The sequence below is a fragment of the Caballeronia glathei genome, assembly GCF_000698595.1.
GTDB classification, from domain to species: Bacteria; Pseudomonadota; Gammaproteobacteria; order Burkholderiales; family Burkholderiaceae; genus Caballeronia; species Caballeronia glathei.
Genome location: NZ_JFHC01000001.1, coordinates 182,170 through 204,259, shown reverse-complemented (window position 1 = coordinate 204,259; position 22,090 = coordinate 182,170). Strand labels below are relative to the sequence as shown.

Here is a 22,090-nt window from a genome sequence, read left to right as displayed (position 1 = left end):
TTTTGCCGCACCAGCCGGTCGGGGCGCGGCGGCACACAACAAATAACAGGCGAGGACGAGCGCGATGAGCAAGACCCACTTCGGTTTCGAAACGGTCGACGAGCGGGAAAAAGCGAAGAAAGTGGCGGGCGTGTTCCACTCTGTCGCGAGCAATTACGACCTGATGAACGATCTGATGTCGGGCGGGCTGCACCGCGTGTGGAAGTTCTTCACGATCGGCCAGGCGAAGATCCGCCCGGGATACAAGGTGCTGGACATCGCCGGCGGCACCGGCGACCTGGCGATGGCTTTCGCCAGGCAGGCCGGCGAGACGGGGGAGGTCTGGCACACGGATATCAACGAATCGATGCTGCGCGTGGGGCGCGACAGGCTGATCAACAAGGGCGTGATGACGCCGGCGCTGTTGTGCGACGCGGAGCAGATTCCCTTCCCGAGCAACTATTTCGATGTGGTTACGGTTGCTTTCGGGCTTCGTAATATGACGCACAAAGATGGTGCGCTGGCTGAAATGCGGCGGGTTTTGAAGCCGGGCGGGCGGGTGCTCGTATTAGAGTTTTCCAAGGTGTGGGACCCGCTCAAAAAAGCCTACGACCTGTACAGTTTCAAGGTTTTGCCGTGGCTTGGCGACAAATTCGCGAAAGATGCTGACAGTTACCGGTATCTTGCCGAATCCATCCGCATGCATCCGGACCAGGAAACCCTGAAAACAATGATGGAACAAGCGGGCCTGGATCGAGTCGAATATTACAATTTGTCAGGTGGCGTGGTAGCTTTACACGTCGGGACCAAATTCTAGTGTTCCACTCTTTCTTAAAGGATTCGAAATGTCCGATTCACGCTCACCCCAGTCTCGGGGTTTCCTGAAGTCGCTATTCAGGAAAGCCGGGCTCCTGGCACTGGCTGGCGTAATCATGGCCGGTGCCATCATCGCCGAAGATGCGGAAGCCAAACGCATGGGCGGCGGCCGCAGCATGGGCCGCCAGTCCGCAACGGCCACGCAGCAGAATCAGGCGACGCCGCCTTCCCAGTCGATGCAGCAAGGTCAGCCAGGCCAGGCCGCGCAGGCTCAGCGCGCCCAGCCGGCTCCGGCTGCAGCCGCCGCGGCGCAGCCCGCGCGCAACCGCTGGCTCGGACCGATCGCCGGTCTCGCCGCGGGCCTCGGCATCGCCGCGCTGCTGTCGCACTTCGGCCTCGGCGAAGCGTTCGCGGGCGCGATGGCCAACATGATCATCATCGCGCTGATCGTGCTGGCAGCCGTCATGCTGTTCCGCTTCATCATGCGCAAGCGCGCCGCCGCCAACACGCCGGCCTATGCGAACGCCGGCGCGGCTGCCGGATCGAACTCGCCGTTCGGCGGTTCCGCACGCACGGCGATCGACCAGCAGCCGGGCTACGCGGCTCCGTCAGCGTCGGGCGGATATATCGCACAGAACGCGGCAGGCGCCACCGATGTTGCGCCGCAACCCGTGGTGCCCGCGGGCTTCGACACCGAAGCGTTCGTGCGCAACGCGAAGGTCTACTTCGTGCGCCTGCAGGACGCCTGGGACCGCGGCAACGTGAACGACATCCGCGAATTCACCACGCCGGAGATGTTTGCCGAGGTGAAGCTCGACGTCGACGCACGCGGCAACCAGCCGAACCGCACGGACGTCGTACAGCTCGAAGCAGATATTCTGGGCGTCGAGGATCGCCCGTCCGAATATCTCGCGAGCGTGCGCTTCCAGGGCCTGATCCGGGAGTCGGAAGGGGCATCGGCGGAGCCGTTCGTCGAAATCTGGAACCTGTCGAAGCAAAAGAGCGGCAATGAAGGCTGGCTCCTCGCCGGCATCCAGCAGGTGAACTGAAGCTTGATCTGACGCATCGGCCAAACGGCCAGGCCGGCGAGTCCGGCCGGCGGCAAGGCCGGTTGCGAAGGTAGAATAGAAACCCGCGCAAGCCACCGCTTGCGCGGGTTTTTTCATCTCATAGCCGATGACGAACGCAGACGAAACCGCCCGCATCCCTGCCAGTCCCGCTGTCAAGACCGCGTCGAAAGCTTTCGCGGCCGCCGTCAATCATCTGCTCGCTCGTGAGTCCTGGGCTCGCGAGCGCATCAAACCCTACGCCGGAAAGACCGCCCGGCTTGCCTGCGCACCCTTTGCGCTGTCGCTCGTGGTGCAACCGGACGGCTTCGTTGCCGCCACCGAGGAGGCGCAGGCCCGGCATTTCGACGTCACCATCGCGGTTCCGCCCGACGCGGTCCCTGCCTTTCTGCAGGGTGGCCAGGCCGCGGTGATGAAGCACGTGAAGATCGAGGGCGACGCGGAGTTCGCCACGACCATCGCGAAGCTCGCGGAGCACCTGCGCTGGGAGCCGGAAGAGGATCTCGCCCGCGTGATCGGCGACGCGCCCGCGCACCGGGTCGGCGTTCTTGCGCGCTCGGTGCACGAGCAGGCGCTGCGCACGGGCCGCAACCTGCTCGACTCGCTGGCCGAATACTTTCTCGACGAAAAACCTCAACTCGTACGCCGCAGCGCCCTCGACACGTTCAATGCCGAACTGTCGCGGGCCCGGGACGCGCTCGCGCGCGTCGAAAAGCGCGTCGAGCGGATCGAACAAAAAGCCGAAGCCCGTGGCGCGCCAGCGTCCGGCGCCGCCGCAATGTCGCGCGGCACGCGCAAGTAACGGGCTGAACTATGCGTTTTCTGCGTTTTCTCAAGATTTTCTTCACGGTGGTTCGCTTCGGGCTCGACGAGCTGGTGATGAGCGGCATCAACGACCGCCGCGTGCGCTTGTTGATGCGCATCACCACCTTCGGCCGCCGCTTCGACGTGGAGCGCGGCATCCGGCTGCGTCTCGCGCTCGAAAGCCTCGGGCCGATCTTCGTCAAGTTCGGCCAGGTGCTGTCGACGCGGCGCGACCTGCTGCCGGTCGATATCGCCAATGAGCTCGCGAAGCTCCAGGACCAGGTGCCGCCATTCGATTCGGCGGTGGCGATCTCGATCGTCGAAAAATCGCTGGGCGCGCCGATCGACGTCCTCTTCGACGATTTCGAGCGCGTGCCGGTGGCGAGCGCATCGATTGCGCAGGTCCACTTCGCGAAGATCCGCTCGGGTCCGCACGCGGGCAAGGACGTCGCGGTGAAGGTGCTGCGCCCGGGCATGCTGCCCGTCATCGACTCCGATCTGGCGCTCCTGCGCGACATCGCGACCTGGGCCGAGCGCCTGTGGGCGGACGGCCGGCGCCTCAAGCCGCGCGAAGTGGTGGCCGAATTCGACAAATACCTGCACGACGAGCTCGACCTGATGCGCGAGGCAGCGAACGGCAGCCAGTTGCGCCGCAACTTCGCGGGGCTCGACCTGCTGCTCGTGCCGGAGATGTACTGGGACCTGTCCGCGCCCGCCGTGCTCGTCATGGAGCGGATGGTCGGCGTGCCGATCAGCCAGGTCGAGACGCTGCGGGCGGCGGGCGTCGATATTCCGAAGCTCGCGCGCGAGGGCGTCGAGATCTTCTTCACCCAGGTGTTCCGCGACGGCTTTTTCCACGCCGACATGCATCCGGGCAATATCCAGGTGAGCCTCGACCCGGCGCATTTCGGGCGTTACATCGCGCTCGATTTCGGGATCGTCGGCGCGCTGTCGGACTTCGACAAGAACTACCTCGCGCAGAACTTCCTGGCGTTCTTCAAGCGCGACTATCACCGCGTCGCCACGCTGCACCTGGAGTCGGGCTGGGTGCCGTCGAATACGCGCGTCGAGGAACTCGAGAGCGCGATTCGCGCGGTCTGCGAGCCGTACTTCGATCGCGCGCTGAAGGACATTTCGCTCGGCCAGGTGCTGCTGCGGCTCTTTTCGACGTCGCGCCGCTTCAATGTCGAAATCCAGCCGCAGCTCGTCCTGCTGCAAAAGACCATGCTGAACGTGGAAGGGCTCGGCCGCTCGCTCGATCCTGAACTCGACCTCTGGAAGACCGCGAAGCCGTACCTCGAGCGCTGGATGAACGAGCAGATCGGCTGGCGCGGCTGGTACGAGCGCCTCCAGATGGAGGCGCCGCAATGGAGCAAGACGCTGCCGCAACTGCCGCGGCTGGTTCACCACCTGCTCGCGGAACGCCACGACCTGCCGCGCACCGGCAACGACGAGCTGATGCGGATGATCCTCCTCGAGCAGAAGCGCACGAACCGGCTGCTGCAGGCGCTCCTGATCTTCGGGCTGGCGGTGGGCGCGGGCGTGGTCGTCGCGCAAGTCTGGCTCTCCTACGCCTACGGCACCTGATGCGGCACTGATAAGGTAACCGAGCATGAGCGATCCGACGAAATCCGACCCGCCGTCTTTCGACACCCGCGATCCGAAGTCGCCGCAATTCTGGGACGAACGGTTCGACCAGCGTTTCACGCCGTGGGACCAGGCGGGCGTCCCCGCTGCGTTTTGCGCGTTCGCGACGGGCCGCGCGCCTTGCAACGTGTTCATCCCCGGCTGCGGCAGCGCGTACGAGGCGCTGTGGCTCGCCGAGCGCGGCTGGTCCGTCAGGGCGATCGACTTTTCGCCGAGCGCGGTCGCGGCGGCGCGCGCTCAGCTGGGCGCGCGTGCGGATCTCGTCGAACAGGCCGATTTCTTCGCCTACGACCCGCCGTTCGCGCCCGACTGGGTCTACGAACGCGCGTTTCTTTGCGCGCTGCCCGCCGACCGCTGGCCCGATTACGCTGGGCGCATGGCCGCGCTGTTGCGCCCGGGCGCGGTGCTCGCTGGCTTCTTCTTCCTCGGTGCGACGCCCAAGGGGCCGCCGTTCGGCATCGAACGCAGCGCGCTCGACGCGCTGCTGACCCCGCAGTTCGAGCTCATCGGCGAGCACGAGGTGACGGATTCCATACCGGTATTCGCCGGCCGCGAGCGCTGGCTGACCTGGCGCCGCCGCGCGTAAGCCTCCCACCTTGAATTTCGGGGCCGCCGGCCTCATCTCCGCGGTCATCCGGGTTGTGCCCGCGCCCCGAAAATCGCGGGTGGGTAATGGTTTGCGGCTATAATTCAAGGCTTTGCAAGCGTCGACAGATTATTGTAGGAAGAGTGCCATGCCGATCTACGCGTACCGCTGCGAGTCCTGCGGCTTCGGAAAAGATGTCCTCCAGAAGCTGAGCGACGCGCCGCTCACCCAGTGTCCCGAATGCGGGAAAGCCACGTTTGCCAAGCAGGTCACCGCCGCCGGCTTCCAGCTGAAGGGCTCAGGCTGGTATGTCACCGATTTTCGCGGTGGCAACAACAACGGCAAGGCCGCCGCGCCTGCAGCGGACAAGGCGGCCGACGACGGCGCGAAATCCGAAGGCGCCGCGGGTGGCGAAGCGAAGTCCGGCACCGGGAGCGCGCCTGCGGAGGCCGCGAAGCCGAGCGCCGCTACGCCCGCCGCGCCGAGCACGCCTGCATCGTCGGGCACTGCGTAGGCCGCCCGGCGTCCGAGACGGTCCGAAAGGGCCTGATCTGTCCGATCTCACGCAAGAAGATGACCGCCCTCGCTTGCCGGGCGGCGAACCTGCCAAACCGCGCTTGCGGGGCGGCCTTCCGGCTGTGTAAATGACGACCAAAAAGACTACGCTGAAAACCGTATTCCTTACCGGCCTCCTCGTACTGGTCCCGCTCGCCATCACCCTGTGGGTGCTGGGGCTCGTGATCGGCACCATGGATCAGACGCTTCTTCTGCTGCCGCTCTCATGGCAGCCCGAGCGGCTCTTCGGCTTCCATCTGCCGGGGCTCGGCGCGGTGCTGACGCTGGCGTTCATCTTCATCGTCGGCCTGCTCACGCAGAATTTCGTGGGACAGAAGCTCGTCGAGTGGTGGGATGTGGTCGTGCGGCATATTCCGGTGGTCGGGCCGCTGTACACGAGCGTCAAGCAGGTGTCGGACACGCTGCTCTCGAGCAGCGGCAACGCGTTTCGCAAGGCGCTCCTGATTGAATACCCGAGAAAGGGCTCGTACACCATCGGCTTTCTGACGGGAATTCCCGGCGGCGACGTCCTGAATCACCTGAACCAGGACCACGTGAGCGTCTACGTGCCGACTACGCCGAATCCCACGTCGGGCTTTTTCCTGATGATTCCGAAAAACGAGGTCATCGAGCTCGACATGACTGTCGATGCTGCGCTGAAGTACATCGTCTCGATGGGCGTAGTGGCGCCGTCCGCGCCCCCGGCGCCGCTGGCGGCGGCCCGCCGCCCCACCGAGCCGCCGCTGTAATGCCGGCAGGCGCGCTCGAAATCCCCGGATTTTGCGCGCGTGCCGTTGATCAATGAACAATGAAAGACACAACATCATGTCGATGCGATCTGAATACTGCGGTCTGGTGACCGAAGCCCTGCTGGGCCAAACCGTCTCGCTGTGCGGCTGGGTACATCGCCGCCGCGACCACGGCGGCGTTATCTTCATCGATCTGCGCGATCGTGAAGGGCTCGTTCAGGTCGTGTGCGACCCGGACCGCGCCGAGATGTTCAAGGTCGCCGAAGGCGTGCGCAACGAGTTCTGCGTGCAGGTGAAGGGCGTCGTGCGCAGCCGTCCGGAAGGCACGGCGAACGCGGGCCTGACGAGCGGCAAGATCGAGGTGCTGTGCCACGAGCTGAACGTGCTGAACGCGTCGGTGACGCCGCCGTTCCAGCTCGACGACGACAACCTCTCCGAAACCACGCGCCTCACGCATCGCGTGCTGGATCTGCGCCGTCCGCAGATGCAGCAGAACCTGCGCCTGCGCTATCGCGTCGCGATGGAAGTGCGCAAGTATCTCGACGCGCAGGGCTTCATCGACATCGAAACGCCGATGCTCACGAAGAGCACGCCGGAAGGCGCGCGCGACTACCTTGTGCCGTCGCGCGTGAATGCGGGCCAGTTCTTCGCGCTGCCGCAGTCGCCGCAGCTCTTCAAGCAGTTGCTGATGGTGGCGAACTTCGATCGCTACTACCAGATCGTGAAGTGCTTCCGCGACGAAGACCTGCGCGCCGACCGCCAGCCGGAATTCACGCAGATCGACTGCGAAACGTCGTTTCTGAACGAGCAGGAAATCCGCGACCTGTTCGAAGCGATGATCCGTCACGTTTTCAAGGAAACGATGAACGTCTCGCTCGACGAGAAATTCCCGGTCATGCTGTATTCGGAAGCGATGCGCCGTTTCGGCTCGGACAAGCCGGACCTGCGCGTGAAGCTCGAATTCGCCGATCTGACGGATGCCGTGCGCGACGTCGACTTCAAGGTGTTCAGCATGCCGGCGAACTCGAAGGACGGCCGTGTTGCCGCGCTGCGCGTGCCGAAGGGCAGCGAACTGTCGCGCGGCGACATCGACGGCTACACGGAGTTCGTTCGCATCTACGGTGCGAAGGGCCTCGCGTGGATCAAGGTCAACGACGTGTCGAAGGGCCGAGACGGCCTGCAAAGCCCGATCGTGAAAAACCTGCACGAGGCCGCGATCGCCGCGATTCTCGAGCGCACCGGCGCGCAGAACGGCGACATCATCTTCTTCGCGGCGGATCGCGCGAAGGTGGTGAACGACAGCCTGGGCGCGCTGCGCCTGAAGATCGGCCATTCGGAGTTCGGCCGCGCGAACGGCCTGCTCGAATCGGGCTGGAAGCCGCTGTGGGTGGTGGATTTCCCGATGTTCGAATACGACGAGGAAGAAAACCGCTACGTGGCCGCGCACCATCCGTTCACGAGCCCGAAGGACGAGCATCTGGAATATCTCGAAACCGACCCGGGCCGCTGTCTCGCGAAGGCGTACGACATGGTGCTGAACGGCTGGGAAATCGGCGGCGGTTCGGTCCGCATCTTCCAGGAAGAGGTGCAGAGCAAGGTGTTCCGCGCGCTGAAGATCGGCGTGGAAGAAGCACGCGCCAAGTTCGGCTTCCTGCTCGACGCGCTCCAGTACGGCGCGCCGCCGCATGGCGGCATCGCGTTCGGCCTGGACCGCATCGTCACGATGATGGCCGGCGCCGATTCGATCCGCGACGTGATCGCGTTCCCGAAGACGCAGCGCGCACAGTGTCTGCTCACGCAGGCGCCAAGCGAAGTCGACGAGCGCCAGTTGCGCGAGTTGCACATCCGCCTGCGCCAGCCCGAGCAGAAGGCGCACTGAGCCCCGAGGCCATCCCCGCGAAAAAGGCGCCGAGTGCGCCTTTTTCATTTTTTGGGTTACATTCTTCGGCCAGTCCGTAAAAAAATGTGCGCGCCGCAATGACCTTATCCAAGCCGCCGAAAATCCCGGAATCCGTTCTCGTCGTCATTCACACGCCCGAGCTGGACGTGCTCATCATCGAACGCGCCGATCACAAGGGCTTCTGGCAGTCGGTGACGGGGTCGAAGGACCGCATCGACGAGCCGCTCGCCGAAACGGCGGCGCGCGAGGTGGCGGAAGAGACGGGGATCGTCATCGGCAGCGAGCTCGTGCCCGAGCGCTCGCTCCTCGACTGGCACCATCAGATTCAATACGAGATCTATCCGCAGTGGCGGCATCGCTACGCCGAAGGCGTCGTGCGCAACACCGAGCACCAGTTCAGCCTGCTCGTGCCGCATTGCATGGAAGTCACGCTCGCGCCGCGCGAGCACACGTCGCATTTGTGGCTGCCCTTCCGTGAGGCGGCAAACCGGTGCTTTTCGTGGTCGAACCGTGAGGCGATCCTGCAACTGCCCGAGCGCCTCGCGGCGCACAACCGATGATCGGTTTTGGGCAGCGACGCCGGTTCGCGCGCCTGCGGGCAGTTGTTTTTTCCGGACGCCGGCCGTCGCGCCTGTGCTTCACCATCGGCAACGAGGTGCGGCTTTTCAATTGCGGCGTCGAATTCTTTCCGGCGCTGCTCGAGCGCATTGACGCCGCCCGCCACGCCGTCACGCTCGAAACCTATATCTTCAGCAACGACGACCTCGGACGCGCGGTCTCGGAAGCGCTCACGCGCGCGGTGAAGCGGGGCGTGCGCGTGCGCGTGATCACCGACGGCATCGGCACCGCGCGCAATCTTCCGATGTTTGACGAGTGGCGGGAAGCGGGCGTCGAGCATCGCATCTACAACCCGCATCTGTTCGGAGCGCTCGGGTTTTCGCGCACGCACCGCAAGCTCGCCGTGATCGACGATACCTACGCGTTCTGCGGCGGCATCAACATCGTCGACGACTTCGACCAGAACGGCGTTCATCTGGACCAGCCGCGCTGGGATTTCGCGGTCGAGGTGAAAGGGCCGGTGGTGGCGGACGTGCGCGAAGCGTTCGACGTGCAATGGCAGCGGATTCGCCTCGGCGTGAAGCCGCCTCAGCCGCCGCAGCCGGGCTGCGAGCCGCAGCCCGGCCCCACGCGCCGCGCCGCGTGGCGCTTTGCCCGCGCGAAGCGGCGGGCCCGGCAGGGCGACATTCACGCGGTGGACAAGCCGTGCGTCGCGTTCGTCGCGCGCGACAACCTGATCAACCGGCGCGCGATCGAAAAGGCGTACCTGCGGGCGATCGCCCACGCCGAAAACGAAGTCCTGCTCGCCAATCCGTATTTCATGCCGGGGCGCAAGCTGCGCCGCGCGCTCGTGCACGCGGCGCGACGCGGCGTGCGCGTGAGCCTCGTGATCGGACGCAAGGAGTTCGTCGCACTCGACTACGCCACGCCCTTTCTCTACGACAACCTGCTCAAGCACGGCGTGCGGATCGCCGAATACGAAAAGACGATGCTTCACGGCAAGGTGGCGGTCGTGGACTCCGACTGGGCGACGGTCGGTTCGTCGAATCTCGATGCGTTGAGCCTCGTGCTCAACAACGAAGCCAACATGGTGATCGTCAATCACCGCGAGATCGCGTCCCTGCGCGACGCCATCATGACGGCCTTCGAGGACGCACGCGCCATCGACGCCAAGCACTACGCGGCCCGTCCGTTCGGTGAGCGAATACTTAATTGGCTCGCCTACAACACCTACCGAATGATGATGAAGATGCTCACGATCGGCCAGTACGACTGACTTTGCACAATATGGGAACCCGGGGAGGCCCCGACAGGCAGCTTGCAAATTAAAAGGGACAATGAACGCGGGCGGCTTTGGGCACTGTCCTATTGATGCGCAGCACCGGTTAGAAACCCATTTCTAATAAATAGCTTGTTTCATTAACGGCCGGCTACAATAATAGTACGGCCGTTCGATTTTATCTGGTCACATGAGAACGGTAGGGATCATCATGCGAAAAGGCGAACAGACGCGAGTCGCGATTCTCGATGCAGCACTGGACCTCGCGAGCCGGGACGGGCTCGAAGGACTGACCATCGGCCTGCTGGCCGAGCGGATGCAGATGAGCAAAAGTGGCGTGTTTGCGCATTTCGGGTCGCGCGAGGATTTGCAGGTGGAAGTCGTGCGCGAGTATCACCGTCGTTTCGAAGACGAGGTGTTCTTCCCGAGTCTGCGCGAGGGGCGGGGCCTGCCGCGTTTGCGCTCGATGATGAACCGCTGGATGGAGAAGCGCATTCAGGAAGTGACGACGGGCTGTATCTATATCAGCGGCGCGGTCGAATACGACGACCGCGCGGCGAGCGCGGTGCGCGAGCAACTCGTGCACAGCGTGACGATGTGGCGGGAGGCGCTGCTGCGCGCGATCCAGCAGTCGAAGGACGAAGGGCACCTGAAGGCCGACACGGATCCGGCGCTGATGCTTTTCGAGCTGTACAGCTTCACGCTCGGCCTGCATCACGACGCCCGCTTCCTGCACTTGCCGGATGCCGTGCAGCTCACGAGGGACGCGCTGGAAAAAACGATTGTTTCGTATCAGAGCGAAAGCCGTTAGCGGCGCCGATGGAACCCGGGTTCGGCGGCGGCGCGCGGCGCAAGTTTGAACACTGGAGAGACTCATGGGACAGTACGCCGCGCCGCTGCGCGATATGCAATTCGTGTTGCACGAAGTGCTCAACGTCGAAGCCGAACTCAAGAACATGCCGAAGCATGCCGACCTCGACGCCGACACCATCAATCACGTGCTGGAGGAAGCCGGCAAGTTCTGCTCCGAAGTCCTGTTCCCGCTGAACCAGATCGGCGACCAGGAAGGCTGCACCTATGAAGGCGATGGCGTCGTGCGCACGCCCACGGGCTTCAAGGAGGCGTACCGGCAGTACGTCGAGGCCGGGTGGCCCGCGCTCGGCTGCGATCCGGAATTCGGCGGCCAGGGCCTGCCGATCTTCGTGAACAACGCGATGTTCGAGATGCTGAACTCGGCGAACCAGGCCTGGACGATGTACCCCGGCCTCTCGCACGGCGCGTACGAATGCCTGCACGCGCACGGCACGCCGGAGCAAAAGACGGTGTATCTGCCGAAGCTCGTCTCGGGCGTCTGGACCGGCACGATGTGCCTGACCGAGCCGCATTGCGGCACCGACCTTGGCATCCTGCGCACGAAGGCCGAGCCGAACGCGGACGGCTCCTACTCCATCACCGGCACCAAGATCTTCATCTCGAGCGGCGAGCACGATCTGGCCGAAAACATCGTCCACCTCGTGCTCGCGCGACTGCCGGGCGCCCCCGAGGGCACCAAGGGCATTTCCCTTTTCATCGTGCCGAAGTTCGTCCCGACGGAATCCGGCGAACCCGGCGCGCGCAACGGCGTGAAATGCGGCTCCATCGAGCACAAGATGGGCATCCACGGCAATTCGACCTGCGTCATCAATCTCGACGATGCGAAGGGCTGGCTCGTCGGCGAGGCGAACAAGGGCCTGAACGCGATGTTCGTCATGATGAACGCGGCGCGCTTGGGCGTCGGCATGCAGGGGCTGGGCCTCACCGAAGTCGCGTATCAGAATTCGCTGCAGTACGCGAAGGAGCGCCTGCAGATGCGCGCGCTGACCGGCCCGAAGGCGCCGGAGAAGGCGGCCGATCCGATCATCGTGCATCCGGACGTGCGCCGCATGCTGCTCACGCAGAAGGCCTACGCCGAAGCCGGCCGCGCGTTCACGTACTGGGCCGCGCTCAACATCGACCGCGAACTGTCGCACGCCGACGAATCCGTGCGCCGCGATGCCGCCGACTTTGTCGCGCTGCTCACGCCGGTCATCAAGGCCTTCCTCACGGACAACGCGTTCGAAGGCACCAACATGGGCATGCAGATCTACGGCGGCCATGGCTTTATCTCCGAGTGGGGGATGGAGCAGTACGTGCGCGACGCGCGCATCAACATGATCTACGAGGGCACCAACTCGATCCAGGCGCTCGATCTGCTCGGGCGCAAGATTCTCGGCGACATGGGCACGAAGCTGAAGAAGTTCGGCAAGCTCGTGCAGGATTTCGTCGAGGCCGAAGGCGTGAAGCCGGAGATGCAGGAGTTCATCAATCCGCTCGCGGATATCGGCGACAAGGTGCAGAAGCTGACGATGGAAATCGGCATGAAGGCGATGCAGAACCCCGACGAAGTCGGTGCGGCCGCGGTGCCGTATCTGCGAACGGTCGGGCATCTGGTGTTCTCGTACTTCTGGGCCCGCATGGCGCGCGTCGCGCTCGACAGGCAGGCCGAGGGTGATCCGTTCTACCCGGCGAAGCTCGCCACCGCGCGCTTCTACTTCGCCAGGCTCCTGCCCGAAACGGCATCGACGATCCGCGCCGCGCGCGCCGGATCGAAGACGCTGATGGAATACGACGAAGCGCTGTTCTGAGCGTCCAGCAAGCGCCGCTTCTTCGAGGCAGGAGGCGGCGCGCGGACCTCTCAAGCCGCTTCCCGCGAAGCGTATCGAATCAATACCCCGGAGACAAAACGTGAGCAATCTGAAAATCGCCAAGGTTGCCGTGCTCGGCGCTGGCGTGATGGGCGCGCAGATCGCGGCGCACCTCGTCAACGCGCGTGTGCCGGTCCTGCTGTTCGACCTGCCCGCGAAGGAAGGCCCGAAGAACGGCATTGCGGCGAAGGCCATCGAGAACCTGAAGAAGCTCTCTCCCGCGCCGTTCGGCGTGAAGGAAGACGCGCAGTACATCGAGCCCGCCAACTACGACGACGAGATCGAAAAGCTCAGGGAGTGCGATCTCGTGATCGAGGCGATCGCCGAGCGCATGGACTGGAAACACGATCTGTACGCGAAGGTGTCGCCGTTCATCGCCGAGCACGCGATTTTCGCCACCAACACGTCGGGCCTGTCGATCACCGAACTGTCGAACGGTTTTTCCGACGAACTGAAGGCGCGTTTCTGCGGCGTTCACTTCTTCAATCCGCCGCGCTACATGCATCTGGTCGAGCTGATTCCGACCGTTGCCACGCGTGCGGACATCCTCGACCAGCTCGAGACGTTTCTGACGAGCGTGGTCGGCAAGGGCGTCGTGCGCGCGAAGGACACGCCGAACTTCATCGCGAACCGCGTCGGCATCTTCTCGATTCTCGCGGTGGTCGCCGAGGCGCAGAAGTTCGGCCTGCGCTTTGACGAAGTGGACGACCTGACCGGCTCCCGCCTCGGCCGCGCGAAGTCGGCGACGTTCCGCACGGCCGACGTGGTCGGCCTCGACACGATGGCGCATGTCATCAGGACGATGCAGGACAACCTCGCCGGCGACCCGTTCTTCCCCGTCTACGAGACGCCCGCCGTGCTCGCCGGACTGGTGAAGCAGGGCGCGCTCGGGCAGAAGACCGGCGCGGGCTTCTACCGGAAGGACGGCAAGGCGATCAAGGTGCTCGACCCGAAGACGGGCCAGTACGTCGAGAGCGGCGCGAAAGCCGATGAACTCGTCGGCCGCATTCTGAAGCGCCCGCCCGCCGAGCGCCTCAAGCTGCTGCGCGAAACGGAGCATCCTCAGGCGCAGTTCCTGTGGGCGATTTTCCGCGATGTGTTCCATTACATCGGCGTGCATCTCGAATCGATCGCGGACAATGCCCGCGACGTCGATCTGGCGATCCGCTGGGGCTTCGGCTGGAACGAAGGTCCGTTCGAAGGCTGGCAAACGGCCGGCTGGCAGCAGGTCGCGAAGTGGGTGCAGGAAGACATCGAGGCGGGCAAGGCGCTTTCCAGAGCGCCGCTGCCTGCATGGGTGTTCGACGGTGCCGTCGCGGAAAAGGGCGGCGTACACGCGGCCGAAGGATCGTGGTCGCCGCAGGCGCGCAAGTTCGTGCCGCGCTCCGATTTGCCGGTCTACGAAAAGCAGGTGTTCCGCGCGCCCCTCGCAGGCGAGACCCGCAGCGATCCGAAGACCTGGGGCAAGACGCTCTTTGAAACCGACGCGGTGCGCGCATGGATCGATGACCGCGCGGGCGAGGGCGACGTCGTGATCGTGTCGTTCAAGAGCAAGATGAACACGATCGGACCGTCTGTGCTCGACGGCCTCACGCAGGCGATCGATCTCGCGGAGAAGGATTACCAGGGCGTCGTGATCTGGCAGCCCGCGTCGCTCAAGCTCGGCAATCCGGGCGGCCCGTTCTCGGCGGGCGCGAACCTCGAAGAAGCGCTGCCGGCGTTCATGATGGGCGGCGCGAAGGGCATCGAGCCGTTCGTGAAGAAGTTTCAGCAGACCATGCTGCGCGTGAAGTACGCGAGCGTGCCGGTGGTGTCGGCGGTGTCGGGTCTTGCGCTCGGCGGCGGCTGCGAACTCGTCTTGCATTCGGCGAAGCGCGTGGCTCACATCGAGAGCTACATCGGCCTCGTGGAAGTGGGCGTGGGCCTCGTGCCGGCGGGCGGCGGCCTGAAGGAAGCCGCGCTGCGCGCAGCGGACGCGGCCAGCGCGGTGAACGCGACCGGCGACCTGCTCAAGTTCCTCCAGAAGCCGTTCGAAAACGCGGCGATGGCGAAGGTGTCGGCGTCCGCGCTCGACGCCCGCGCGATGGGCTATCTGAAGCCCTCGGACACGATCGTCTTCAACGTGCACGAACTGCTCGACATCGCGAAGAAGGAAGCGCGCGCGCTGGCGGCGGCAGGCTATCGTCCGCCGCTTCGGGTGAAGCAGGTGCCGGTTGCAGGCCGCTCGGCTATTTCGACGATCAAGGCGTCGCTCGTGAACATGCGCGACGGCCGTTTCATCAGCGAGCACGATTTCCTGATCGCGAGCCGCATCGCTGAAAGCATGTGCGGCGGCGATGTCGAAGCAGGCAGTCTCGTCGACGAGGAATGGCTGCTGGCGCTCGAGCGCCGCGCGTTCATCGAACTGCTCGGCACGCAAAAGACGCAGGAACGGATCATGGGCATGTTGCAGACCGGCAAGCCGGTTCGCAACTGAGCGCGCGGGATACAGGAGTCGGACATGAGCAAACAATTGCAGGATGCATACATCGTCGCCGCGAGCCGCACGCCGATCGGCAAGGCGCCGCGCGGCGTGTTCAGGAACACGCGCCCGGACGAGCTGCTCGTCCACGCGATCCGCTCGGCGCTCGCGCAGGTGCCGGGGCTGGATACGACGCTGATCGAGGATGCGATCGTCGGCTGCGCGATTCCCGAGGCCGAGCAGGGGCTGAACGTCGCGCGCATCGGCGCGCTGCTCGCGGGGCTGCCGAACACGGTCGGCGGCGTGACGGTGAACCGCTTCTGCGCGTCGGGCGTGACCGCGCTCGCGATGGCGGCGGACCGGATTCGCGTCGGGGAGTCGGACGTGATGATCGCGGGCGGATGCGAATCGATGAGCATGGTGCCGATGATGGGCAACAAGCCGTCGCTGCCGCCGCACATCTTCGATCGCAGCGAGAACGTCGGTATTGCCTATGGCATGGGCCTGACCGCCGAGAAGGTGGCCGAGCGCTGGAAGGTGAGCCGCGAAGCGCAGGACGCGTTCGCAGTGGAGTCGCATCGCAAGGCGCTCGCCGCGCAACAGGCGGGCGAATTCGACGACGAGATCGCCGCGTTCACGCTGAACGAGCGCTTCCCCGATCTCGCGGCGGGCGAAGTGCGCGTGAATGCGCGCGAGATCCGGCTCGACGAGGGCCCGCGCGCGGACACGACGATCGAAGGGCTCGCGAAGCTTCGTCCGGTGTTCGCCAACAAGGGCTCGGTGACGGCGGGCAACAGCTCGCAGACGTCGGACGGCGCGGGCGCGCTGATCGTGGTGTCGGAGAAGATCCTCAAGGCGTTCAACCTGACGCCGCTCGCGCGCTTCGTGAGCTTCGCCGTGCGCGGCGTGCCGCCGGAGATCATGGGCATTGGTCCGAAAGAAGCGATTCCGGCCGCGCTGAAGGCAGCGGGCCTGAAGCAGGACGATATCGACTGGATCGAACTGAACGAGGCGTTCGCCGCGCAGGCGCTGGCGGTGACGCAGGACCTCGGGCTCGATCCGTCGAAGATCAATCCGCTCGGCGGCGCGATCGCGCTCGGGCATCCGCTCGGCGCGACGGGCGCGATCCGCGCGTCGACGGTCGTTCACGGCCTGCGCCGGCGCAACCTGAAGTACGGCATGGTGACGATGTGCGTCGGCACCGGGATGGGCGCGGCGGGCATCATCGAGCGTCTGTGAGACCGTGACCTCAGGGCCGGTGTGACACGCACGGCGGTTCGCGGGCCTTCGCGCCTGCGGACCGCGTTGAACTCAGGAGACAGGATGGACATTCTCATCGAACGGGCCGGTGGCGTGCTGACCATCGCGCTCAATCGCCCCGACAAGAAGAACGCGATCACGGCGGCGATGTATCAGGAGATGGCGGACGCCTTCTTCGAAGCGGAAAAGGACGCGGCCGTGCGCGCCGTGCTGATTCGCGGCAACGGGGGCTCGTTCAGCGCGGGCAACGATCTCGAAGACTTCCTGAAGGCGCCGGCGTCGAGTCCCGACGCGCCCGTGTTCCAGTTCCTGCGCCGCATCAGCAGCGCGCAGAAGCCGGTCGTGGCGGCGGTGGCGGGTGCGGCGGTCGGCGTCGGCACGACGATGCTGCTGCACTGCGACCTCGTCTACGCCGCATCGACGGCGAAGTTTTCGCTGCCCTTCGTGCAGCTCGGCTTGTGCCCGGAGGCGGCGTCGAGCCTCCTCTTGCCGCGCGTGTCCGGTTACCAGCGGGCGGCGGAAAAGCTGCTTCTCGGCGAAGCGTTCGATGTGAACGAGGCGCTCAGCATGGGCTTCGTGAATCGCGTGCTCGATGCGGACAAAGTCGATGCGTTCGCGTTCGAGCAGGCCCGCAAGCTCGCGGCGCTGCCCGCTTCGTCGCTGCGGGTGACCAAGGCGCTGATGAAGCACGCCGACGTCCGCGATATCGCGGCGCGCATGGAGGAGGAGGCGGGCTACTTCAGCCCGATGCTGAACGCGCCGGAAGCGCGCGAGGCGTTCCAGGCGTTCTTCGAAAAGCGCAAGCCCGACTTCAGCCGGTTCGACTGAGCCGGGCGAGAGGCGCGCGGCGGCGGTCCGGCGCCGCGTGCCCTCACTCCACGTCGTATTCCACGAAGCTGTTTTCGCGCGCGAAGCTCACGAGGCGCAGGTTCGCCTGTTTGGCGATCGCAATGGCAAGCGACGTCGGCGCGGAAATGGTGACGACCATCGGCACGCCGACGCGCGCCGACTTGCGCACGAGCTCGTAGCTCGCGCGGCTCGACAGGAACACGAAACCTTGCGTCGTGTCCTCGCGCTTGAGGATCAGGTGCCCGATCAGCTTGTCGAGCGCGTTGTGGCGGCCGACGTCCTCGAACGCGTAGCGCACCGCGCCGCTTTCGTCGCACCACGCGGCCGCGTGCAGCCCGCCCGTGAGCTTCGTCAGTTGCTGATGCGCGGGAAGCTCGCGCGCGGCGCGGGCGATGGCGTCATCGGACAATCGCGCGAGAAAGCCCGTGTCGGCGACGCGCTCGGGCAGCAGGTCCAGAAGCTCGATGCTTTCGATCCCGCACACGCCGCAGCCCGTGCGTCCCGCGAGCGCGCGGCGCTTGTTCTTCAGCGCGGCGAACGCCTGCTGCACCACCTGCAAATGCACTTCCGCATGCGGCAACGTGTCGCCGTCGCCGCGGAAGAACACCTCGATGTCGTGAATGTCGCTGCCGCGCTCGACGATGCCTTCCGTCACCGAAAACCCTACAGCGAACGCTTCCAGATCGCGCGGCGTGCACATCATCACCGCGTGCGAGATGCCGTTGAAGACGAGCGCGACCGGCCATTCCTGGCCGACGTTGTCCGATGCGAGCGCCGTCTGGCCCGTGCGGTGACGGCGCACCTGGCGTTCGATGAAGCCAGGCTGGTCGTCCGTTTCGAGATCGTTCACTTTACTCGTTCCTTATCATGAGGCCGCGCGGCGCCGGGTATGACGTTTGCTGTTTGCCGGGCGAGATGCGGGTGCAAATGCGTATGCGACAGTGGGTGCGACAAGGGTTATATTGCCGTACGAGGCCCTACGATAACTTAAGCCGGCGATGCATGCCGATGCTCGCCACTCACGCCAAAGAGGCTACCGCCATGGGACTTTACGACGCTGCGCGTCTCTTCAACTTCGAAGTCGAATCGTCCGATAACCTGCGCTTCATTCCGCTCGCCGTGCGCTTCAACCTCGATCGCTTTGGTATGCGGATTACGCTCAACCAGTGGCAGATGCTTCCTCACGACGATCGCGTCCTGCTTGCCCGATTTCCCGTCGAAGACGAGAGCGAGATCGAGCCGAACTTCGATCACGCGATCGAAGAAATGCTGCGCACCCATGCGAACGTCGAGCCGGAGAAGTTTACGCCCGAATCCGATCCGGTCTGGGCTCACGCCGACGCCGTTCCCGAGACCGTCATCCGCCAGAGCAGCCTGTGCGGCGTGAGCGCGCCGAGCCTGTCGCAATGGGCGAAACTCGACCGCTTCCAGCGCTTCGCGCTCGCCAAGCTCTCGCGGCGCACCGGCGAACTGAACCACGATTTCATGCCCGCCATGCGCGAATTCGGGCTGGCCGAATGACGTTCTCCGCGCACGCGCGCCCCGGAATTCGTCGAACCAGTTAAGCGCTTCCTGCGTTATTTAAGCGCCGCCCTAAATTCGGCGGCGGCGCTGCCGTTATCCAGTCATCGCGGCGTGGACGATGCGTCCGCGCGCCGGTCCTGCGTCGCCGCCATCCCGACGGCGCGCCCAAGGCCCGCACCTGCGCCCGCTTTCACGGATGACGCTCGTAGCCCAATGACCTATTTCCTCACCAGGCGACTGCTGGTCAATATCGCCGTCGTGCTCGTCGCACTCGGCGGGAACGCGTTCGTCGCCTGCGAGCAGATCAGCGGGCAGCGCGAAGCGGACGCCCGCACGCTGCGCTCGATGAGCCTGATGCGCGACCTCGACGCGTATCGCAGCGCGCTCGGCGAAGACCTCACGGCGCTCGGGCGCTTCGAGGCGACCGGCGCGCTGGAAGCACCCGCGCGGCACGAGGCGCGCATCGCGCATGTCGATGCGCTGGAGAGCAGCCTGCGCGCCCAGTTCGCCATCGAGCCGGGCATGACGGGCGCCTTCGAGCCGCTCGCGCGACGCGCCGCCGTCATGAAGCGCGACGCGCTGACGGCGTTCGGGCGCGCGGCATCGGCGGCGCCGGGCGCGTCGCGCAACTGGGTGGACGCCGCTTTCGTGCGCCTGGGCGAAGAGCAGCAGGCCGTCGACGACGAACTCGCCGCGCTGCGCGGCCGCGAGGACGCGGCGCTCACCGCTGCGCTCGACGTGTCGGCGCAGGCGTCCGGCCGCGCGATGCTGCTTCTGATCTTCACGATGCTCGCCGGCAGCGGCGTGCTGATCTGCACGTTCGCGAGCCACGAACGCTCGTCGCGCGAAAAGCTGCGCATCGCGCGGGCGATGCAGCGCAGCAACGAACGCTTTCGCGGGCTGTTCGACGCGCATCCGGTGCCGATGTGGATCGTCGATGCAGAGACGATGCGCTTCGTCGCCGTGAATCCGGCCGCGATGCAGCATTACGGCTACAACGAGCCGGAATTCATGAACCTGACGCTGCGCGAGCTTCACTGCGCGGGCGACTTCGACCGCTTCGCCGCGCGGCTTGCGCGCAGCGCGAGCGAAGAGGAGGGCGGCCAGCGCTCGGCGGGCGTCTGGCGCCACCGGCACAAGGACGGCTCGACGATCAGCGTGGACATGTCGCACCACGCGCTCACGTATTCGGGCCGCCCGGGCATCTTCATGCTGGCGAACGACGTGACCGACCGCATCAACGCCGAAGCGGAGGCGCGGCGCTCGAACGAAATGCTCGAAGCGGTGATCGACAACATTCCGCAGCGCATTTTCTGGAAGGACCGCGAGTCGCGGTATCTCGGCTGCAACAACGCGTTCGCCCGCGACGCGGGGCTCGCGTACAACGAGCAGGTGATCGGCAAGACCGATCACGACCTGCCGTGGGGCCAGCATGCCCATGTGCTGCGCGCGGACGACGAGGAAGTGATCGTGTCGAGCGTGCCGAAGATGCACTACGAGCGCGACATCATGGTGGGCGAGACGCTGCGCACCGTGGTCACGAGCAAGCTGCCGCTCACGGACGGCGAGGGCCAGACGATCGGCGTGCTCGGGTCCTATCACGACATCACCGAGCGAAAGCGCGCCGAGCTGGCGCTGCGCCTGCAAAGCCGTGCACTCGACGCAAGCGTGAACGCGATCCTGATCACCGGGTCGGTGGCCGGCGGCAATGTGATCGAGTACGCGAATCCGGCGTTCAAGCGCATCACGGGCTATGAGCCGAGTGAGGTGATCGGGCGGGACTGCCGCTTCCTGCAGGGCACCGACCAGGATCAGGAGGGACTGAACGCGATCCGCCGCGGCCTTGCCGGGAACCGCGAAGCCAGCGCGGTGCTGCGCAACTACCGCAAGGACGGTGCGCTCTTCTGGAACCAGTTGTTCGTCGCGCCGGTGCCGAACGTGAACGGGCATACGACGCATCACATCGGCGTGATCAACGACGTCACCGACCTGATCCGCTATCAGGAGCAACTCGAGTATCAGGCGAACTACGACACGCTCACGCGCCTGCCCAACCGCAACCTTCTGCGCGACCGCCTGCAGCACGCGATCGAAGAGGCGCGGCGGCGCGATACGAAGCTCTCGGTGGTGTTCATCGACCTCGACGGCTTCAAGAACGTCAACGACAGCCTCGGCCACAGCGTCGGCGACCGGCTGCTCGCGGTGGTGGCCGAGCGGCTCGCGCGCTGCGCCCGTGCAAGCGACACGGTGGCGCGCCACGGGGGGGATGAGTTCGTCGCCGTGCTGCCCGAACTCACCGACGAGCGCCTGCTGATCGCATGGATGGAGCGCGTGCGCTCGGCGATCTCCGAGCCGGTGTGGCTCGATGGCACGGAACTGTATGTCGGCTGCAGCATGGGCGCGAGCATCTTCCCGCAGGACGGCGACGACGCCGAATCGGTCATGAAGAAAGCCGATCTGGCGATGTACCGCGCGAAGGACATGGGCCGCAACACGTTCCAGTTCTATCTGCCGGAGATGAATGCGAGCGTCGGCGCGCGGATGAACGTCGAGCGGCGCCTGCGGCGTGCGCTTCGGGACGGCGAGTTCATCCTGCACTACCAGCCGCAGGTCGACATGGCGACGGGCAAGATCGTCGGGATCGAGGCGCTCGTGCGCTGGATGGACCCGGAGCAGGGGCTCGTGTCGCCGGCGTCGTTCATTCCGGTCGCCGAGGAAAGCGGGCTGATCGGGCCGCTGTCCGAGTGGGTACTGCGCGAGGCGTGCCGCCAGAACAAGGCGTGGCAGGATGCCGGACTGCCGCCGGCGCGCGTGTCGGTGAATCTGTCGGCGCGCCAGTTCCAGCAGCGCGACATCGCATCGCTCGTGCTCTCCGTTCTGAAGGAAACCGGGCTGGAGCCGAAGTACCTGGAGCTCGAACTCACCGAAAGCGCGATCATGCGCAACGCCGAGGAAGCGATCACGATGCTGGCGGAGCTGTCGGCGCTCGGCATCGGCATCGCGATCGACGACTTCGGCACCGGCTATTCGAGCCTCTCGTATCTGAAGCGCTTTCCGGTGCACCGGCTGAAGATCGACCGCTCGTTCGTGGCGGATATCGGCGCGTGCGGCGACGACGAAACGATTACTTCCGCGATCATCGCGCTCGCGCATTCGCTGCAGTTGCAGGTGATCGCGGAGGGCGTGGAGACGTCGGCGCAGCTCGACTTCCTGCGCGCACGCGACTGCGACGAAATGCAGGGCTACTTCTTCTCCCGCCCGATGCCGCGCGACGCGATTCCCGGCCTGCTGCGCGAGGGCATCGTGCTCAACTGACGCGGGCCGGGCGTGCGC

The 22,090-nt window shown here is 65.3% G+C and carries 18 protein-coding genes; 17 read left to right on the top strand and 1 reads right to left on the bottom strand.

Going from position 1 to position 22,090, the window contains the following annotated elements; translation table 11 throughout:
• Positions 1-64: 64 nt before the first annotated feature.
• The 15 genes from ubiE (at position 65) to BG61_RS00885 (ending at position 17,212) form a co-directional block, all read left to right on the top strand.
• The gene (gene ubiE / locus BG61_RS00955) at positions 65-796 is read left to right on the top strand and encodes a bifunctional demethylmenaquinone methyltransferase/2-methoxy-6-polyprenyl-1,4-benzoquinol methylase UbiE (RefSeq protein WP_035941233.1); all 732 of its coding nucleotides are present in this window, start codon (positions 65-67) and stop codon (positions 794-796) included.
• Positions 797-824: 28 nt separating this feature from the next.
• Complete coding sequence (locus BG61_RS00950; protein WP_035941232.1) at positions 825-1,844, top strand: Tim44 domain-containing protein; 1,020 nt, start codon at positions 825-827, stop codon at positions 1,842-1,844.
• A gap of 127 nt (positions 1,845-1,971) precedes the next feature.
• Positions 1,972-2,664 carry a ubiquinone biosynthesis accessory factor UbiJ gene (locus BG61_RS00945; protein ID WP_051672197.1) on the top strand — a complete coding sequence of 231 codons (693 nt, stop codon included), beginning with the start codon at positions 1,972-1,974 and terminating at the stop codon, positions 2,662-2,664.
• An 11-nt stretch (positions 2,665-2,675) separates the two neighbouring features.
• A complete protein-coding gene (gene ubiB, locus BG61_RS00940) occupies positions 2,676-4,253 on the top strand; it encodes a ubiquinone biosynthesis regulatory protein kinase UbiB (RefSeq protein ID WP_035941231.1) in 1,578 nt (525 codons plus the stop codon).
• 25 nt (positions 4,254-4,278) lie between these two features.
• Positions 4,279-4,899, top strand: coding sequence for a methyltransferase (locus BG61_RS00935; protein ID WP_035941228.1), 621 nt, complete (start codon positions 4,279-4,281; stop codon positions 4,897-4,899).
• A 148-nt stretch (positions 4,900-5,047) separates the two neighbouring features.
• Complete coding sequence (locus tag BG61_RS00930) at positions 5,048-5,413, top strand: FmdB family zinc ribbon protein (RefSeq protein WP_035941227.1); 366 nt, start codon at positions 5,048-5,050, stop codon at positions 5,411-5,413.
• Positions 5,414-5,543: 130 nt separating this feature from the next.
• Complete coding sequence (locus BG61_RS00925; protein WP_035941224.1) at positions 5,544-6,203, top strand: DUF502 domain-containing protein; 660 nt, start codon at positions 5,544-5,546, stop codon at positions 6,201-6,203.
• A 76-nt stretch (positions 6,204-6,279) separates the two neighbouring features.
• Positions 6,280-8,082 carry an aspartate--tRNA ligase gene (aspS, locus tag BG61_RS00920; protein ID WP_035941514.1) on the top strand — a complete coding sequence of 601 codons (1,803 nt, stop codon included), beginning with the start codon at positions 6,280-6,282 and terminating at the stop codon, positions 8,080-8,082.
• Between the two features lie 98 nt (positions 8,083-8,180).
• A complete protein-coding gene (gene nudB, locus BG61_RS00915) occupies positions 8,181-8,663 on the top strand; it encodes a dihydroneopterin triphosphate diphosphatase (RefSeq protein WP_035941223.1) in 483 nt (160 codons plus the stop codon).
• Positions 8,660-9,937 carry a cardiolipin synthase ClsB gene (clsB, locus tag BG61_RS00910; protein ID WP_035941222.1) on the top strand — a complete coding sequence of 426 codons (1,278 nt, stop codon included), beginning with the start codon at positions 8,660-8,662 and terminating at the stop codon, positions 9,935-9,937. Before nudB ends, clsB begins: the two co-directional genes overlap by 4 nt.
• Before the next feature lie 214 nt (positions 9,938-10,151).
• A complete protein-coding gene (locus BG61_RS00905) occupies positions 10,152-10,751 on the top strand; it encodes a TetR/AcrR family transcriptional regulator (protein WP_035941220.1) in 600 nt (199 codons plus the stop codon).
• Between the two features lie 64 nt (positions 10,752-10,815).
• Positions 10,816-12,603: an acyl-CoA dehydrogenase C-terminal domain-containing protein gene (locus tag BG61_RS00900; RefSeq protein WP_035941219.1), complete on the top strand. Its 1,788-nt coding sequence runs from the start codon at positions 10,816-10,818 to the stop codon at positions 12,601-12,603.
• 100 nt (positions 12,604-12,703) lie between these two features.
• Complete coding sequence (locus tag BG61_RS00895; RefSeq protein ID WP_035941218.1) at positions 12,704-15,139, top strand: 3-hydroxyacyl-CoA dehydrogenase/enoyl-CoA hydratase family protein; 2,436 nt, start codon at positions 12,704-12,706, stop codon at positions 15,137-15,139.
• A 24-nt stretch (positions 15,140-15,163) separates the two neighbouring features.
• A complete protein-coding gene (locus BG61_RS00890; RefSeq protein WP_035941215.1) occupies positions 15,164-16,363 on the top strand; it encodes an acetyl-CoA C-acyltransferase in 1,200 nt (399 codons plus the stop codon).
• 84 nt (positions 16,364-16,447) lie between these two features.
• Complete coding sequence (locus BG61_RS00885) at positions 16,448-17,212, top strand: enoyl-CoA hydratase (protein ID WP_035941214.1); 765 nt, start codon at positions 16,448-16,450, stop codon at positions 17,210-17,212.
• A gap of 43 nt (positions 17,213-17,255) precedes the next feature.
• On the opposite strand, the gene fdhD is transcribed toward BG61_RS00885, so the two are convergent.
• Positions 17,256-18,083: a formate dehydrogenase accessory sulfurtransferase FdhD gene (fdhD, locus tag BG61_RS00880; RefSeq protein WP_035941212.1), complete on the bottom strand. Its 828-nt coding sequence runs from the start codon at positions 18,081-18,083 to the stop codon at positions 17,256-17,258.
• A 191-nt stretch (positions 18,084-18,274) separates the two neighbouring features.
• Here fdhD and BG61_RS00875 point away from each other — a divergent pair, with 191 nt between their 5' ends.
• Positions 18,275-18,754 (top strand): nitrate reductase associated protein, encoded by a 480-nt coding sequence (locus BG61_RS00875; protein ID WP_035941211.1) that lies wholly within the window; start codon positions 18,275-18,277, stop codon positions 18,752-18,754.
• Positions 18,755-18,970: 216 nt separating this feature from the next.
• On the top strand, positions 18,971-22,072 hold the full coding sequence (locus BG61_RS00870) for a sensor domain-containing protein (protein ID WP_035941208.1): 3,102 nt from the start codon (positions 18,971-18,973) through the stop codon (positions 22,070-22,072).
• Positions 22,073-22,090 lie beyond the last annotated feature (18 nt).